At 39.7% G+C, this 15,453-nt stretch carries 12 protein-coding genes and 1 pseudogene; 2 read left to right on the forward strand and 11 right to left on the reverse strand.

What is annotated here, in order from left to right:
• The first annotated feature begins 256 nt into the window (after positions 1-256).
• Both MKY45_RS17200 and MKY45_RS17205 read left to right on the forward strand, forming a co-directional pair.
• Positions 257-1,225 (forward strand): bile acid:sodium symporter family protein, encoded by a 969-nt coding sequence (locus MKY45_RS17200; RefSeq protein ID WP_341173143.1) that lies wholly within the window; start codon positions 257-259, stop codon positions 1,223-1,225.
• A gap of 141 nt (positions 1,226-1,366) precedes the next feature.
• Positions 1,367-1,937, forward strand: a pseudogene (locus MKY45_RS17205) (GNAT family N-acetyltransferase).
• A 14-nt stretch (positions 1,938-1,951) separates the two neighbouring features.
• On the opposite strand, the gene MKY45_RS17210 reads toward MKY45_RS17205, so the two are convergent.
• The 11 genes from MKY45_RS17210 to MKY45_RS17260 form a co-directional block, all read right to left on the reverse strand.
• Positions 1,952-2,617 carry a Crp/Fnr family transcriptional regulator gene (locus MKY45_RS17210; protein ID WP_193063623.1) on the reverse strand — a complete coding sequence of 222 codons (666 nt, stop codon included), beginning with the start codon at positions 2,615-2,617 and terminating at the stop codon, positions 1,952-1,954.
• 75 nt (positions 2,618-2,692) lie between these two features.
• Complete coding sequence (locus tag MKY45_RS17215; protein WP_193063621.1) at positions 2,693-2,920, reverse strand: heavy-metal-associated domain-containing protein; 228 nt, start codon at positions 2,918-2,920, stop codon at positions 2,693-2,695.
• A 32-nt stretch (positions 2,921-2,952) separates the two neighbouring features.
• Positions 2,953-4,854: a heavy metal translocating P-type ATPase gene (locus tag MKY45_RS17220; RefSeq protein WP_341173144.1), complete on the reverse strand. Its 1,902-nt coding sequence runs from the start codon at positions 4,852-4,854 to the stop codon at positions 2,953-2,955.
• 191 nt (positions 4,855-5,045) lie between these two features.
• The gene (locus MKY45_RS17225) at positions 5,046-5,354 is read right to left on the reverse strand and encodes a hypothetical protein (RefSeq protein ID WP_212928778.1); all 309 of its coding nucleotides are present in this window, start codon (positions 5,352-5,354) and stop codon (positions 5,046-5,048) included.
• 54 nt (positions 5,355-5,408) lie between these two features.
• Positions 5,409-6,113 (reverse strand): hypothetical protein, encoded by a 705-nt coding sequence (locus MKY45_RS17230; RefSeq protein ID WP_212928777.1) that lies wholly within the window; start codon positions 6,111-6,113, stop codon positions 5,409-5,411.
• Positions 6,114-6,160: 47 nt separating this feature from the next.
• A complete protein-coding gene (locus MKY45_RS17235) occupies positions 6,161-6,997 on the reverse strand; it encodes an ABC transporter ATP-binding protein (protein WP_193063613.1) in 837 nt (278 codons plus the stop codon).
• Positions 6,998-7,243: 246 nt separating this feature from the next.
• Entirely contained in the window at positions 7,244-7,573 is a 330-nt protein-coding gene (locus MKY45_RS17240) for a helix-turn-helix domain-containing protein (RefSeq protein ID WP_212928776.1), read from the reverse strand.
• Between the two features lie 778 nt (positions 7,574-8,351).
• Positions 8,352-10,040: an SLC13 family permease gene (locus MKY45_RS17245; protein WP_193063609.1), complete on the reverse strand. Its 1,689-nt coding sequence runs from the start codon at positions 10,038-10,040 to the stop codon at positions 8,352-8,354.
• Between the two features lie 411 nt (positions 10,041-10,451).
• A complete protein-coding gene (locus tag MKY45_RS17250) occupies positions 10,452-11,153 on the reverse strand; it encodes a response regulator (protein ID WP_193063607.1) in 702 nt (233 codons plus the stop codon).
• Positions 11,150-12,763 (reverse strand): ATP-binding protein, encoded by a 1,614-nt coding sequence (locus MKY45_RS17255; protein ID WP_193063605.1) that lies wholly within the window; start codon positions 12,761-12,763, stop codon positions 11,150-11,152. Before MKY45_RS17255 ends, MKY45_RS17250 begins: the two co-directional genes overlap by 4 nt.
• 330 nt (positions 12,764-13,093) lie before the next feature.
• Positions 13,094-15,406 carry a polyprenyl synthetase family protein gene (locus MKY45_RS17260; protein ID WP_341173145.1) on the reverse strand — a complete coding sequence of 771 codons (2,313 nt, stop codon included), beginning with the start codon at positions 15,404-15,406 and terminating at the stop codon, positions 13,094-13,096.
• Between the last annotated feature and the right edge of the window lie 47 nt (positions 15,407-15,453).

A 15,453-nucleotide genomic window follows, 5' to 3' on the forward strand; every position in this document is an offset into this window, starting at 1 on the left:
TTTTTAAATTTTTTGCGATATACTTGTCAACAATTTATTAGAAGGATTTCCGAAAAAAGGGATAAAGGAATATTTTACATAAACATTATTTTCAGACTAATCCGATATTATTTATTTATCGCAAAGTTTGTGCATTCTATTCCGTCTATCCAAACTTAAAGTTTATTTCTTGTCTATACATACTCAGAAAATGTGCATCAAAATAAAATACGGAATCCTATTCTATTATATTGAAGTAAGGGAGTATCATAGAAGTATGAAATTATTCATTCACATCAGTAATTTTTCGAATAAGTATTTTGCATTCATCACTATTTTAGTCGCTGTTGCCGCCTTCTATATGCCTGGCGGTTTTAATTGGTTAAACAATTACATGACCATATTACTCGGAATCGTTATGTTTGGAATGGGGCTCACCATGACACCAAACGATTTTAAGCTGGTGTTAACAAAACCTGTACCAGTTATTATTGGCGTTATTCTGCAATTCACCATTATGCCGCTGCTTGCATTTGGAATTGCAAAACTTTTAAATTTACCGCCTGCTCTGGCAGCTGGAATTATCTTAGTAGGATCTGTTCCCGGAGGTACTGCATCGAATGTCATGGTATATCTCGCTAAAGGAAACGTAGCGTTATCCGTTACGATGACATCTGTTTCTACTATGCTGGCACCAATTATGACACCAGTGCTTTTGTATCTTCTAGCTGGACAATGGATCCCAGTAAATCCGTTTGCCATGTTTATTTCTATCATTCAAGTTATTATTGTTCCCATTGTGTTAGGACTTATTTTTCAAAGGTTCTTTCCAGTGGCAGTTGACAAAAGTATAGAAATTTTGCCGCTGATTTCGGTTATAGCTATTTCGGGAGTAGTGGCTGCAGTTGTTTCAGGAAACACAGAAAATATTGCATCTTCAGGAGTGCTTATTTTTGTCACAGTTCTCTTGCATAATTGGTCGGGACTTTTGCTTGGCTTCTTAGTTGCCACAGTGCTTCGTCTCAATGAAGAGACAAGAAGAGCAATATCCATCGAAGTCGGCATTCAAAATGCTGGATTAGGCACCACCTTAGCGAGCGCCCATTTTGCTGCACAGCCATTGGCTGCATTGCCAGGTGCTATTGCCGTTGTGATGCATGTAATCAGCGGGTCTATCCTTGCATCCATCTGGTCAAAAATACCGGTGAATAATAATAAAAAAGGAAATAAGAGAGAAATAGCTTAATTTGCTGAGGCTATCCTCGTGGAGCTGATTAAAAATGAAACAGAGGACACAGGTGATTGAAAAGTAGAGGCACGTTCCTTTTCAATCATTTTTCAAAAAAGCGATACCCAATAAAAAGGAATAGAAAAGGAGATTCGTCCATTGCAATATACAGACAATAATCTAAGCATTCGTACAATTGAAGAAAAGGATCTGCCGCGTCTGTGGGAGTTGATATTTAAGGAAGAAAAGCCAGAATGGAAAAAATGGGATGCCCCCTATTTCCCGCATCAGGCAAAATCATATGAAGCTTTTTTAACAGAACAGGCGCATTGGATAAATTCTGAAAAATATTGGGCTGTAGAGCTTGATGGTCATATTCTTGGTACGATTTCTTATTATTGGGAGCATCAGCCCTCCTGCTGGTTAGAGATTGGTATTGTTTTACATGAAGCAGCATCCTGGGGAAAGGGAATCGGCACTCGCGCTTTGAAACTATGGATCAATCATCTTTTTAATCAACTGCCGTTAGTTCGTATCAATCGGTTTAACAACTTGGTCCGGTAACATGCGAATGATTCGGGTAGCGGAAAAACTCGGGATGCAAATGGAAGCACGAATTCGCAAGGTCCGGTATTATCAAGGTGAATATTATGATTCCATCCGCATGGGGATGCTGCGTGAAGAATGGGAGCAGCATCATTACAGCACGAGAAGACAGGTCTTAAAATAGACCTGTCTTCTCGATTACAACAAACGATTTTCCAACTCCTTTTTATCAAGCAGTTTTATCATACTTCCCTTCCTCTGAATAAGTCTTTCTCCTTCTAGCCATTTCAATTTTCGAGACAGTGTTTCTGGCGTCGTTCCCAGAAAAGAAGCCAGCTCCTTCATCTTCATAGGAATCTCTACTTGCTTGGATCCTGCAGTTTTATATAAATCAAGAAGATATGTCATTAAACGATTTTCTACTTTTTCCATCATTAAAAATTGTGCTTGCTGTTCTGCCTCCATCAATTTTTGAGCATTGATTTCTAACAGCTTCAAGCTTATTTGCGGGTATTGCAATAGTATTTTTTGAAAATCCTCCTGTTTTAACAGGCAGACTTCTGTTTTCTGCATTGCTTCCCCAAATAAATTTTCATTTTGGGCACCAAGCAGTAATCCTTCTCCTTCATAACCGTTCGGTCCGACAACTCTTAATAATTGCTCGCGGCCAGTCGCTGAAAGCTGATATACCTTCATATTTCCCTGGGCAATCACAACTAATTGCGGGTTTTCGTCTGGAGTAATAATTTGTTCACCCTTTTGAAAAATATGGTGCTTTACCAACCGGTTAATTATCCTTTGATCTTCTAAATCTAAATGCTGGAAAAGCGGTACTGCAGCTACACATAAATGCTCCTGGCTCACGGCAAGTCCTCCTTTTCAACATGGCAGCTTTTTTTAGCAGATAGATAAAGCTGCCATGTTATTGTCTTTCCGCTATTATACGCCTTGTACTTTTGTATTTTCTACTGTATACCCCAGCTTTTCAATGACTTCTGATAATTTATCCGCACTTGTTTCCTTATTATTAATTTCTGCTTTTACCTTACCGGCATGAAATAAGACATTCACCTTTGCTACGCCTTGCTGCTTCTGAACAGCACTTTCGATTTTTTGAATACATGACGGACAGGTTAAGCTTTCTAATTGAATCGTTACTTTTTCCATAATTAATCCCCACTTTCCTTTTATTTATATTTCTATCGTACTTCTAAAGTTTTATTTTGTACTTGATAGCTATCAAGTTTTTCATCCTTCGTACGATAGCGTAATAAACGCATGCCATTGATAACTACTGCTAGAATACTTAATTCATGTACCAGCATACCGCTGGCCATGTGGATATATCCAAAAATCAATCCGATGAGGAGAAAAACCACCGTCCCCACTGCAATGATGATATTTCCCTTCATATTGGCTGTTGTTTTCTTTGTTAAACCAAAGGCGTGGATCAATTTTTTAAAATGAGAGTGCATTAGGATAATATCAGAGGTTTCCACTGCTATATCCGTCCCGCTCCCCATTGCAATTCCTCCATCAGCTAAAGCAATAGAAGGGCTGTCATTCACTCCATCTCCGATAAAAGCTACCGTTCTTCCTTCTTCTTGAAGCCGTTTTATAAAGCTGGACTTATCCTCTGGAAGGAAATCCCCATGAACCTCCGTTATACCCAATTCATTTCCCACTATCTCTGCCGTTGTCTGATTATCTCCTGTCAACATCACAAAACGCTTGATCCCCATTTGTTTTAAAATACGCAACGTTCTTTTTGCATCTGGCCGAACCTGGTCTTTGATACCAATCAGCAGTGTTAATTGACGATTGATTGCTACAAATACGGTAGAATTCCCTGACTGTTGAAGATAAAGTAAATCCTGTTTTGCCTGATTATTTATCCAAACAGCATGATTCTCCATGAAGGTCTGATTACCAATCATTATTTCCTCCGAACCGACGTGAGCAATAATTCCTTGTCCTTTCACAACCTCTGTTTTATCAATTTTTGCATATTCGGTTTTCCCCACATAATCTAAGATTGCTTGCCCCAATGGATGCTCTGATTCTCTCTCCACACTCGCAGCTAACCGAAGCGCTTCTTGCAAATCATCCGTATATGCTTTCGCTTCAGAAACTGCCGGTTTGCCACTCGTTAATGTTCCAGTTTTATCAAATACCATCGTATCTGCCTTGCTGAATGCAGCCATCAATTCCCCGCTCTTGATTAGAATGCCATTTTTTGCTCCATTGCCAATTCCGGCAACATTAGAGACCGGGACACCAATAACCAGCGCCCCCGGACATCCTAAAATTAAAATCGTAATTGCCAGATGGACATTCTGAAAAATCAAACCGACAATAAGCGCAAGCAGCAACACAATCGGCGTATAATATTTGGCAAACCGATCCATAAAACGTTCCGCTTCGGATTTATTATCCTGTGCTTCTTCCACGAGTTCAATAATTTTTCCAAAGGTCGTGTCTTCTCCAATTTTCTCCGCCTCTATCTTCAACGTACCATTTTCTAAAATTGTACCGGCAAACACTTTCTCTCCGGTTGTTTTTCCTGCTGTCATGGATTCACCTGTCACACTTGCTTCATTGATATAGCCTTTTCCTTCTTGAATAATACCATCCACAGGAATTTGCGCTCCTGTCTTAACAAGGAGCAAATCCCCTTTCGTTACGTCATCAATATTAATTTCTTCTATATTATCACCGTTGATTCGTAAAGCGCTGGCGGGAGCCATTTTGGTAAGTTCCCGAATAGCAGAGCGTGTTTTTTCCAATGTCTTTTGTTCCAATAACCCTCCGAACAAAAACAGGAAAATAACAATAGCAGCTTCACTGAATTCACCGATGATAAACGCTCCAGTAACAGCAATGGATACCAACAGTTCAATACTGATTACTTTTACTTTCAGTGCTTGGTACGCTTGGATAAATATCGGCGGAATCCCGATAATTGCAGCCATTGCCATTGCAAGTGAATATACCGGATTCCAATCAAATAAAAATTTTGAAATAAATGCTGTAATAATCAACATTCCGCAGATCAAGACAACGGGATGCTTATGTTTCATAAAGAAACTCTGCAGCTTCATTTTCTCTCCCCCTATCCGATTACACTGTCATTTTATCGTGAAAGAAAGAGAAAATAATTGATGCTTATCAAGATAGGAAAACTCATTTTGCAAAACGGTTATTTGTACAAATAAAAAAAGCATCCTCGAAAGATACTTTCTTTACATATACCGAAATAAATCCCAAACAGTGGGCTATTTTGAACATAAACCTACAAAATTCCTTTTGTTATCCTCGTTAATACTTTATGAAGCAAATCTAAACAAAAAAAGAGGACGACAGCTATCGTTACAAAAAATGCAGCCGAACGGAGAAATGCAAATGGAATAAAGCTGACCAGCCAGTTTCCAGCATAGTATATTAGCACAAATGCTATCGCAATCGTTACCAAGTAGGAGATAATAACACCGATTATTTGAACAGCATGAAGTTTTGAATAGGTTGCTTTCAGCTCTTTTCTGTTTTTCCAAAAATTAAAAGCGAATAGAACTATACTCAAAAAAGAAAATACACCTGCCAAGATTCTCCTCCTTTACTTTTATATTGTAAATCTCTTATTGCTTTTTCGTAGTAATCAACGTTTTCTATTTGCCATTATTAGAAATAGCACCATAATAATCCCAGTATAAATCATTATCCATAAAAATGGAAAGCCCGATAAATAGGTCAGGTTTTCTTCCTCCCATTGAAATAGCGGCTTCTGGGTAATCGTGGCCGGTGGAATAATCCATGTAATATATTTGAGAGATGCCGGTAAAGCATTCTCGATACCTAGTGCAGCAATGGAAAGAATGACCGTCAGTGCTAAACCGCCATAGGCATTGATGGCACTTTCCATCATTACGCTACTGAAAAAAGCGGCAATACAAATTCCGAGCGCAGCCAATAGGAGATGATTCACTATCGATACGAAGCCAACTGTCATGGATACAGAATCAGAAAATAGATGAAATATAATCGGATAAAGAAAGGCAAACACTGCCAATAGCAAGGCAATCAGCCAAACCGCTGCTAATTTTGCCAAGTAGTATCGATAGCTGCTTCTCAGATTTAAAACCAGCAGCTGTCTTTGTACTGGTGAATCCAGAGACAAGACGCTCATACATAACCAGGCAGAGACCACAAACAAAAACAATGCTGTAATCGCATAGCTATCGACAACCGGATTCGGCTTATACGTATAAAAAACAGCGATTAACACAATAAAGGTGGAGACCGGCGGAAAATATTTATGAGAACGGATATAATCATGCAAGCTGTATTTAATGACTTCTTTCAAATAAATCTCTCCTTCTATGTAAAACGAACAAACACATAGTTTGTTCTTCACTCCATTTTATAATCGATGTTTCCGACGTACTCAATGCTTCCCTGCAATTCAAGAATCCTGGACAGGAGCTGATCGCTATTTTCTGAATTCACATATAGCAGCAAGCTATTTTCTCTTCTTTCTTTATTTATTAATTCGTTCCATTCCTGCACATCTATATCCGTTAAACCCTTTACTTCAATCACCTTCACAGCATCTTTTTCCACAAGTTTTTCTTCTGTTAATTGCCCATCTTTTATGTAATAGGTTTGGTCAACAACCTCTTCAAAAATGGGAGCTTCATGATAGGTTAATAGAATGGCGGTTCCTTGTTCCTTTAATTCGTCTAGAATCAAAAGTAATTCCTGCTGCGCGGAAAAATCGAGCCCGGATAACGGTTCATCTAAAACTAACAGCTCTGGCTGCGGAAGAATGGCTTGAATAATACCTACCTTTTGGATATTCCCTTTAGACAACGTGCTAATTCGCCGGTCACTCCATTTATCCAATTGAAACCGATGCAATAACGACGAAATACGCTGTTTGAGCTCAGCCTCTGAAACATCGCCTATCCTTCCGGTATAGTGCAAATATTCATTTGGTGTAAAACGGAGATAGTTTGGAAACCTTTCTGGTACATACCCTATCCGGATATTCTTATCAGTATATACTACCTGCCCTGAATCCGGTCGTTCTACTCCTGCTGCCATACGTAAAAAGGTGCTCTTTCCACTGCCATTCCCACCTAAGACAGCAATGACCTCCTTTTCTTCCAAGCGAAGTGACATGTCGTATAAAATAGTTTTCTTCCCGTATTTTTTCTTGATACTCTTTAGCTCTACAAGCTGATTCATGTAATTCTCCTTGTCATATCATTTGGTATATACTGACATACTCAATTCTGCCTTTTTACAGTTCCTTCGCTAAATGATCTATGTTCAAAGGATATTATTATAGCTATTTATCATATTATATTTATTTATCTTACAATTAAATGTAAATGATAAATAGAAACTTCATTAAAGCCAGTTACACTGCGAAAAATTGATTATAAAATAACTCTCGATGATTTCCATAAAGCTGCTGAACGATTTACTGACTTAATTCCCTTTTTCCTGCCTCCATTTATTAAATTCTAGATATTCTCTAAAATGCTCTTTCGACACACCAGATTCCATTGCTTCTTTTACAATATTCACCCATTCACTATCTAATTCTGTTTCATGTATCGAGTTGTTTTCAATTATTAAATCTTTCACAGAAACCTCTAACACTTGGCTGATTTTCTCGATGAATTGGATGGAGGGGTTTGATTGAAGGTCTCGCTCGATGGAACTTAAATAGGATTTTGCTACTCCTGCCTTTTCAGCCAGTTCTGATAGCGACATTCGCTTTTCTTGACGTAATTGTTTGATTTTTTCACCAATCAAGTTATTCACCTGCTTTTTCTGAAAATTATATCATAATATTGCTGGGGAGTTCTATTATTAAAAATTAACAGTTTGTTCTCAGATAGAGGCTAAATATAATCAGAAGAAGAATAAATTAGATGAACAATCGTTCCGTTTTTAAAACAATTTAAGTTATTTAGATAATCGATATGATTAATTCATTTAAAAGGATTTATTTTTACATATAATCTTTCCATATAAATCTGTCGAAAAAACTCAAGTAACCCACTGCGGATTATACAATGTCTCCAAGCTTTGTGTTGTTTATCTTTATTCTCTGTAATAGGCTTCAAGTGTCCTGTTAGTTGGGTTGCATTACTTGAAGTGAAGACTCTTGCTGATTTTTCATTTCCGTTATCGTCATGATTTCTCTTTTTATTTTGCAGAATTGAAATGAAAATATACAACTCATCCGTTCATTCTCTTATGAAAACGCATAGCCTGCAGTTACATTTTTTCTGATATTTGGCTCATACTAACCAAAAAGGAGGTATTGGAATGAGCGTAGATAAAGGAAAAAAGAAGAAGAAAAAGAATAAAGAAGAATTAAATGCCATGAAGGGCGGGAAAGAAAGGCATCGCAGAAATCGTTCTTAGGTTGGTGTATAAGAGGAAGGCTGAATCAAAGTTATTTCATCGCTGAGGCTCCATCATATAACGAAAGCCTCCCTGAATTGAATTCCAGGGAGGCTTTCGTTATGAACTATTTACAAGTAAAAATCGAATACATAAATACCAGCCAGCTGCCTAATTCCAATCAATTCCCGCTCAAGAATTCACTTGGAATGGAGGTTAAATCAATTCCCCAAACTATTGGAACAAAATAATACACAGCTAAAATAATAATAATTGTTCCTACGATATTGACCCAGAATCCTGTTTTGATCATCTCAATAATTTTCAGTTTTCCTGTACCGAAAATAATGGCATTCGGCGGTGTTCCAACCGGTAGCATGAATGCACAGTTTGCTGCCAGTGCACATGGAATCATCAGCGCAAACGGATGAATGTTTAACGCAACCGCCAATGCTCCAACTACCGGCAAAATCATGGTCGCTGTTGCTGTATTGGAAGTAATCTCCGTCAGAGCCATAATCATCAAGGTTGCTGCAGCAATAACCACAAGAATATGGAAGCCGTCTAAAACAGTCAGCTGCTCCCCGAGCCAGTCAGATAAGCCTGTTTCTGTAAAACCAGCCGCAATTGCCAATCCGCCTCCAAACAGCAGGAGCACCCCCCATGGAATATCACGGGAATCCTTCCAAGATAAAATACGTTCCTCTTTTTTTGCTGGAATAGCAAATAATAATACTGCGGCTACAATTGCAATCATCCCATCAGAAATCCCTGGAACGTTAACAATGCTAAAATTTCCATCTGTCCAGAGGAAATCTCTTGTAATCCACATAAATGCAGCAAAAACAAACACTACTGCGACCATCTTCTCTTCATAGCCTGTTTTCCCCAGTTTACTTCGTTCACGCTGGATTAATTCTTTTCCGCCAGGCAGCTGCTTAATACTTGTTTTAAATGCAACCTTCCCTAAATATAACCATGTAAAGAAAAGCATAAAAACAACAACGGGAAAAGCAAACAGCATCCAGGTCGCAAAAGAAATATTTACACCAAATAATTCGTCCAGCTGCCCTGCCAGAATAATATTCGGAGGTGTTCCAATCAATGTTCCCAAACCGCCGATTGTTCCAGCGTAACCAATCCCAAAAATCAGGGATTTTTCAAACTTTGGTAATTCTTTTTCTTCCGGAGTTCCTTTTAACACACTTGCTACCTGTACTGTAATCGCCAGCCCCATTGGAACCATCATCATTACCGCAGCCGTATTGGAAACCCACATAGAAAGAAAACCGGTAGCTGCCATGAAACCAAGTAGAATTCGCTGTACACTTGTTCCAATTACCGCAATGATAAAAAGGGCAATACGCTTATGCAGATTCCACTTTTCCATGGCTGTGGCAATAAAAAATCCGCCTAAAAATAGAAAAATAATATCATTTCCATAGGCAGAAGCAACATCTCCGCCTTCCATCGCTCCCGTTATCGGGATTAATATCAATGGCAGGAGAGACGTAGCCGGGATAGGCAATGCCTCTGTGATCCACCATGTGGCTACCCATAATGTCGTAGCCAGAACAGCCTTTCCTTCGGCTGATAATCCTTCCGGCTGAAAAAATAACATCGTTAAAACGAATAAAAGCGGTCCTAAAATTAAACCGACGATTTGTGCCCTGGAATAAGGTTTCTTTGGCGGTTCGTCTCCTGAATCTTCAGGCTGCCCCTGAACCGTGCTGTCCTTTGCAGAAGTTTGTTTATGTTTTTCAACATCTTTTTCAGTAACATTTTTATGGAGAGCAAAAATATTTAATAGACTTTTTGTGCGTTTATGCTGCCTCCAAAGTTCGTTCCATGCCGATGTTACATAGTTCATCGTTCATACCCCTCTCTGAAAACGCTTACCAAAAATGGTTATTCTTATTTTCGTCTATTTACTATGGTTTGTATATATTTTTTAACTAATCGAAACTAGAAATACGTGTTCAAAAAGTTCGATAAATAGGACCAGCCGGCTAAGAACGCGACGTCCTGTCGCAACGCCGACACTAGCACATCCTGTGCGTCGAAAGTTCAAGGCGACGAGCTATTTACGAACGGACTTTCACAGGATGTGATGACTTCTGTGTTGTCCACAGGACGTGGACGTTCTTAACAGAAGTTCTTTCGTGCTTTATAATACGTGAGTAACGGTCTTGGTGGGGCGAGTAATCGCAGACCCCATCGGAAATAGCTCGTCAACGTAGAAATTCGCCGTGTCATTTTTATTGGACTTTTTGAACATCCTCTAGAAATGACGAAAATTGTTTTTTCCTGTTTGCGAGAGTCTATACTGCTGCAGCGGACGTCCGAAGCTATGGTAAATCACATTTTTTTCAAGCAATCTTTTTTCCTCAAAAAAACGTAAATATTTACGCAGGGATACATGGGAAATGTTTGCATGAGCACTTAAATCTGCCGCTGACAGCCAATCCTCATGCTCCATCATGACCGTTAATATATTTCGACATGTTTCTTTCGTGATTCCTTTTGGCAGATCCTCCGGTTTTAACACAACAGGCTGTTCATGCGGGTGAAATAAACGATCCACTTCTGATTGATGCACCTTTCCTTCCGTCACTCTTATGGTTTGCTGATAACGTAGGAGGGACGCCTGGAAACGTTCGAAGGTAAATGGCTTCAGCAGATAATCTACGACTCCGTAGCGGTAACCAGTCTGTAACGATTGCTGATCATTGGCGGATGTGATTAAAATAACGTCCACATTTATTTCTTCTGAACGGATTTGTTTTAATACATCCAGCCCATTTTTCTGCTGTAAATAAATATCGAGTAAAATCAAATCAACATCTGGGCGCCTTGCCAGCTCAATACCCTCCTCGACCGTTTCTACACTCCCTGTACAGCAAAATCCATCAATTTTTTCAATATACTTCTGATGAAATTTAGCAATAAGCGGTTCATCTTCAATAATAGCTATCCGTATCATTGTGAATTATTCCCCTCTTTGTCGTTCCATTCATATGGCATCGTAATTTGTAAACAAACGCCTGCACCAATCTCAGATTGAATATGATAATTTCCATTGCCTGCTTTAACTGCATTAATCATAATCGTCATCCCGTAGCCGCGGTTCAATCCTTTTGTCGAATAGCCTTTTTCCAGGATAAAAGGTAAATCCTCGACATCAAATCCTTCTCCATTATCACGGATTTCATAGAATAACGCTCCGTCAAAAACATCAAAAATCAATGTGACCTTTTTTTCTTCCTGACCGACCATCGCCTCGACTGCATTTTCCAGGCTGTTTCCAATAATCGTTATCCAGCGGTCAACAGCTGTTGGATCAGAAAGGCTCGGCCATTTATTTTCCCCTTGTATATCCACATCAATTTGAAGCTGTTCCAGGCGCTCCAATTTGGTCAATAAATATCCTGCAATGGCTACATCATCAATATGAGCGGAAATAATCCCTGTTTCCCGCTGATAGATCATGGAAAGGCTATCTACATATTCCGCGAGCTCTTCATAGGATTCGGTATAGACCATTGCTCCGATAATATGAAGCTTATTCATAAACTCATGCGTCTGCATCCGTAACGTATGGGCATAGGACTCTACTCCAGAAAGCTTCTTCATCATGGCGTCCAGCTCATTTCGATCCCGGAAAGTGACAAGTGCCCCGACATTATGTTTATCCACTTGAAAGGAAACACTGTTCGTGATCATTTCTAACTCACCGAAGCGGACAGCTTTATCATAAACGGCCTTTTCCCCGTTTACGAATACTTCCAGTGACAGTTCAGGCCAGATCTCACTTATTTTTTGTCCAATAATATTCCCATGAAGCCCGGCGCGCTCCAGCATTATTTCCGCGGATGGATTCGCAATAATGATGTAACCGTCTGCATTAATAGCGATAACTCCTTCACTTACGCTGTCAAGCATTGCTTCCCGTTCCTCTATCAGATAGGCAATCTCCTGAGGCTCCAGGTTAAATAAGGTTTTCTTCAGCCTCCTTGCTAAAAGGTAAGAGCCTGCTAAACCGAGAAGAAGACTTACAGCTGTTCCGTAAATGGTTATCTTTACACTATCCCATACAGCCTGATTAATAACCTCTGTGGAAATCCCTACAGAAATAGCTCCGATCTGCATACCATCTTGATCATAAACCGGTTCAAAAGCGCGCATCGACGGTCCTAAAGTGCCAACTGCCTCAGACGTATAGCTTTTTCCTTCAAACACATCCTCAATATCCCCGCCGACAAAATGTTCTCCAATCCGCTCCGGAACAGGATGCATCAGCCGGATCCCTTCCATATTCATCAACACAATATATTGCAGATTATTATTCTCGCGAACCTCGGCTGCAATAGTGCGGAGCTCGTCATCTGCCTCCCCTTCTGCAAGCGCATCCGCAACGATAGGCATTCGGGCAAAATGACTTGCACTCAAGCTCGCTTTATCAGCAAGCGCTTCCTTTGTTCCTGTTGCTTGATTATATCCAATAAGCAGTCCTGTAACAAGCAGCGTCAGGCAGATTAATCCGCTGGTGAACAGCAGCATTTGAAGCATGAAGGGCATGTCTTTTTTCCGCATACCAGCTCGTCCTCCTCCCTGTTCAGTCAAACTGCTTCTTTTTTTACAATTGTATAATTTTTATTCATATCAAGGAGTGCAGCTTTGCCAGCACACTCCATAACTGTCCGTATATTTTAAAATAATAACACAGATTCCGTAGCTATATAAGTTGAAATAAAGATTTTAGCTTCTAGTAATCACTCCAACTTTTTATATACTCCCTCTTTTTACTAACATTTTTACCTGTTTTCTTTCTTATCCCTAAAAAAATCCAGATAACCTTCACATACAATAAAGCGTATGTAAAGACCATCCAGATTTACAAAATCGATAGTAATATGAACAAACTCAATGGTCACGCAAAATCAAATAATCTAACAGCTGATAAAAGAAAGCAATATCCGGCAGCGTTGCTAACTCTTTTCTGGCTGCCATATAATGTCTCCACATTTCCTTCTGCGCCTCTTCCTTGCCAAGGATGGACACAAAGGTCGAGCTGTTATTCCGCTCGTCTCTTCCCGGCTGTTTGCCCAACAGCTTCGCATCCCCTGTTATATCTAATAAATCATCTTTGATTTGAAAGGCAATGCCTGCGTGGTACGCGAAACGCTGGACTGCCTGTTTCCGCTCGTCCGATTCTCCAGCCATAATCATCGGCATCATCAGGGCCGCTTCAAAACCAAAGGAGGTCTTATAAACCGATAATTCTCTCAGCTCATCCAGCGTTAATTGCTTTCCTTTTGCCTGCAGATCCAAAAATTGTCCCTGACACATGTTTTGGGTGGTCCGGGTGGAATAAGCAATAAGCTCCAGCAGCCTGCCAGGTTCTTGATGTTTGATTACAGCCTGCTCTTCTACAGCGCGCTGTGTTAACCAAAGTCCAGTCAGCTCCGCCGTCGCATGATTATATTTCTCATGCAGCGTCTGCTTGCCTCTTCTTTCGGGTGCATTATCCTGTGACGGCAAATCATCAAAAATAAGCGAGGCGGTATGCATATATTCTATTGATTTTACTAAGGGCAGGACCAAATGGTCTGGAAGACGAAGCCCTTCTTTTGCCAGAACCCACGTCATCATCGGGCGTAAACGCTTGGCATTGCCTGACAGGCTGTCGTTTGCCGCTTCTTCTAATGAATTTTTCGCTGACTCAAAGGGAAGCTGTTCTTCTACTTGTTCTTTGATTTCTTTCATTTTCGATACAAACTGGTTCTTTAATTGCTGATTTTGTTTTAATGTATCTAAAAATTGATCACGGATCCATTTATCAAAGAATGCTACGTTGTGCGTACGATGTACTGTTTTCTCTAAAGCTTTGTCAAAATTCGGATCAAAGGAAAACTGCTGCATCAATTTCTGATAGCGTTCTTTTCCCAATCTTGCCTTTAGCCGTTTTAAACCGTTTATTGCCCTGTCCAAAATAACATCTCTTATCTCCGGCTTTCCCGGATAGAGCTTATGAATAAAATAATAAATAACAGACCAATACATGGCAAAGGGATTGATTAAATTAGAATTCTGTTCACGATACGTCACAAAATACGTATACGGCGTGACATTCCTATTCGCCAGGTCTTCATCTAAATCTGTTAAATCATCCGCAAGCTGATTATACATCCCGTAATGAAACATATTTGCTTCGATGTTCTCGACCTCTGAAAAAGGCTTAAACGAACGGATAATCAGTCTGGAGGAAGCCGATTTTAAAATAACAGATGTATACAGGTCTTCATTGGTATACCTGTCATTATCCAAATGCTTTTGCCTGTCCAGTTCCTGTGCTTCGAAAAATAAATACGCATTTTCCAGGAAAAGCTGTCTATTCTCCTCCGGCTGGCAGGACTTTAAATAATGAAATGCTTCCGACAGCTCCTGATGCACAGCAGAAATGAATTCCCAATGATTCTTCTGCCAATCGTCAGCTTTTACTGGAAGCACCTCCCCTGTGAATAACGTCTGCCGGATAAAATAAGCGAAAGTCTTCTTCTCCGATGCCGTTAACATATCCGCATCCAGCACATCATCAATCAGCGGATAGGTCAATCCATAATAATATCCTGTACGAACAGCCTGATCTAACAGCTGCCTCCTCCGATCTTTGGACAGTTCTCCATCCAATTCTTCCAATTCATGCATAACGACACCAGCAATAATCTTCATTATTTTTCGTTTCGCTTCGTTTTTATCCAAACCATCCGGAAGTATCGCGGAGACACGTTTAAGTTTATCCGACACCCAGAAGAATACTTCTTCCAGCGATTCTTTTTGTGCCATTTGGTAAAGCTCTGTCAGATGGAACGGCACTCGCTGCTCCTTCTGATTCAAGTAATTTTTGACGCCTTCTGTGACAGCAGTTATTCTGTTCTGCATTGCTTCAGAGGTAATATCCCTTCCCAGGTCACGAAAATAAATGTACGAAATACTTCGATGCAAATAAGCATCAAGCTGGCCTGATTTCGCTAAATAAGAAATAAATAATTTGCTTGGCTGCTGCTTCCAATGATCTATATTTACCCATGTTTTCTTTTTATCTTGTTGATATTGATGAAGCGTCTCTATCAAGGCTGACGCAAAATTCTCTTCTTGTATTTGAGCCTGCAGCGTTTGAAAATATGCTTTTGCCTGCTCCTGCTTTGTCTGAAAATAATCTTTGTCCATCTGCATGTTCCGTCCTCATTTTTTTGTTAAGTAATTAAGTATACCACGATGTT

It is taken from the genome of Oceanobacillus sp. FSL K6-0251 (assembly GCF_038004725.1).
Lineage (GTDB): Bacteria > Bacillota > Bacilli > Bacillales > Amphibacillaceae > Oceanobacillus > Oceanobacillus oncorhynchi.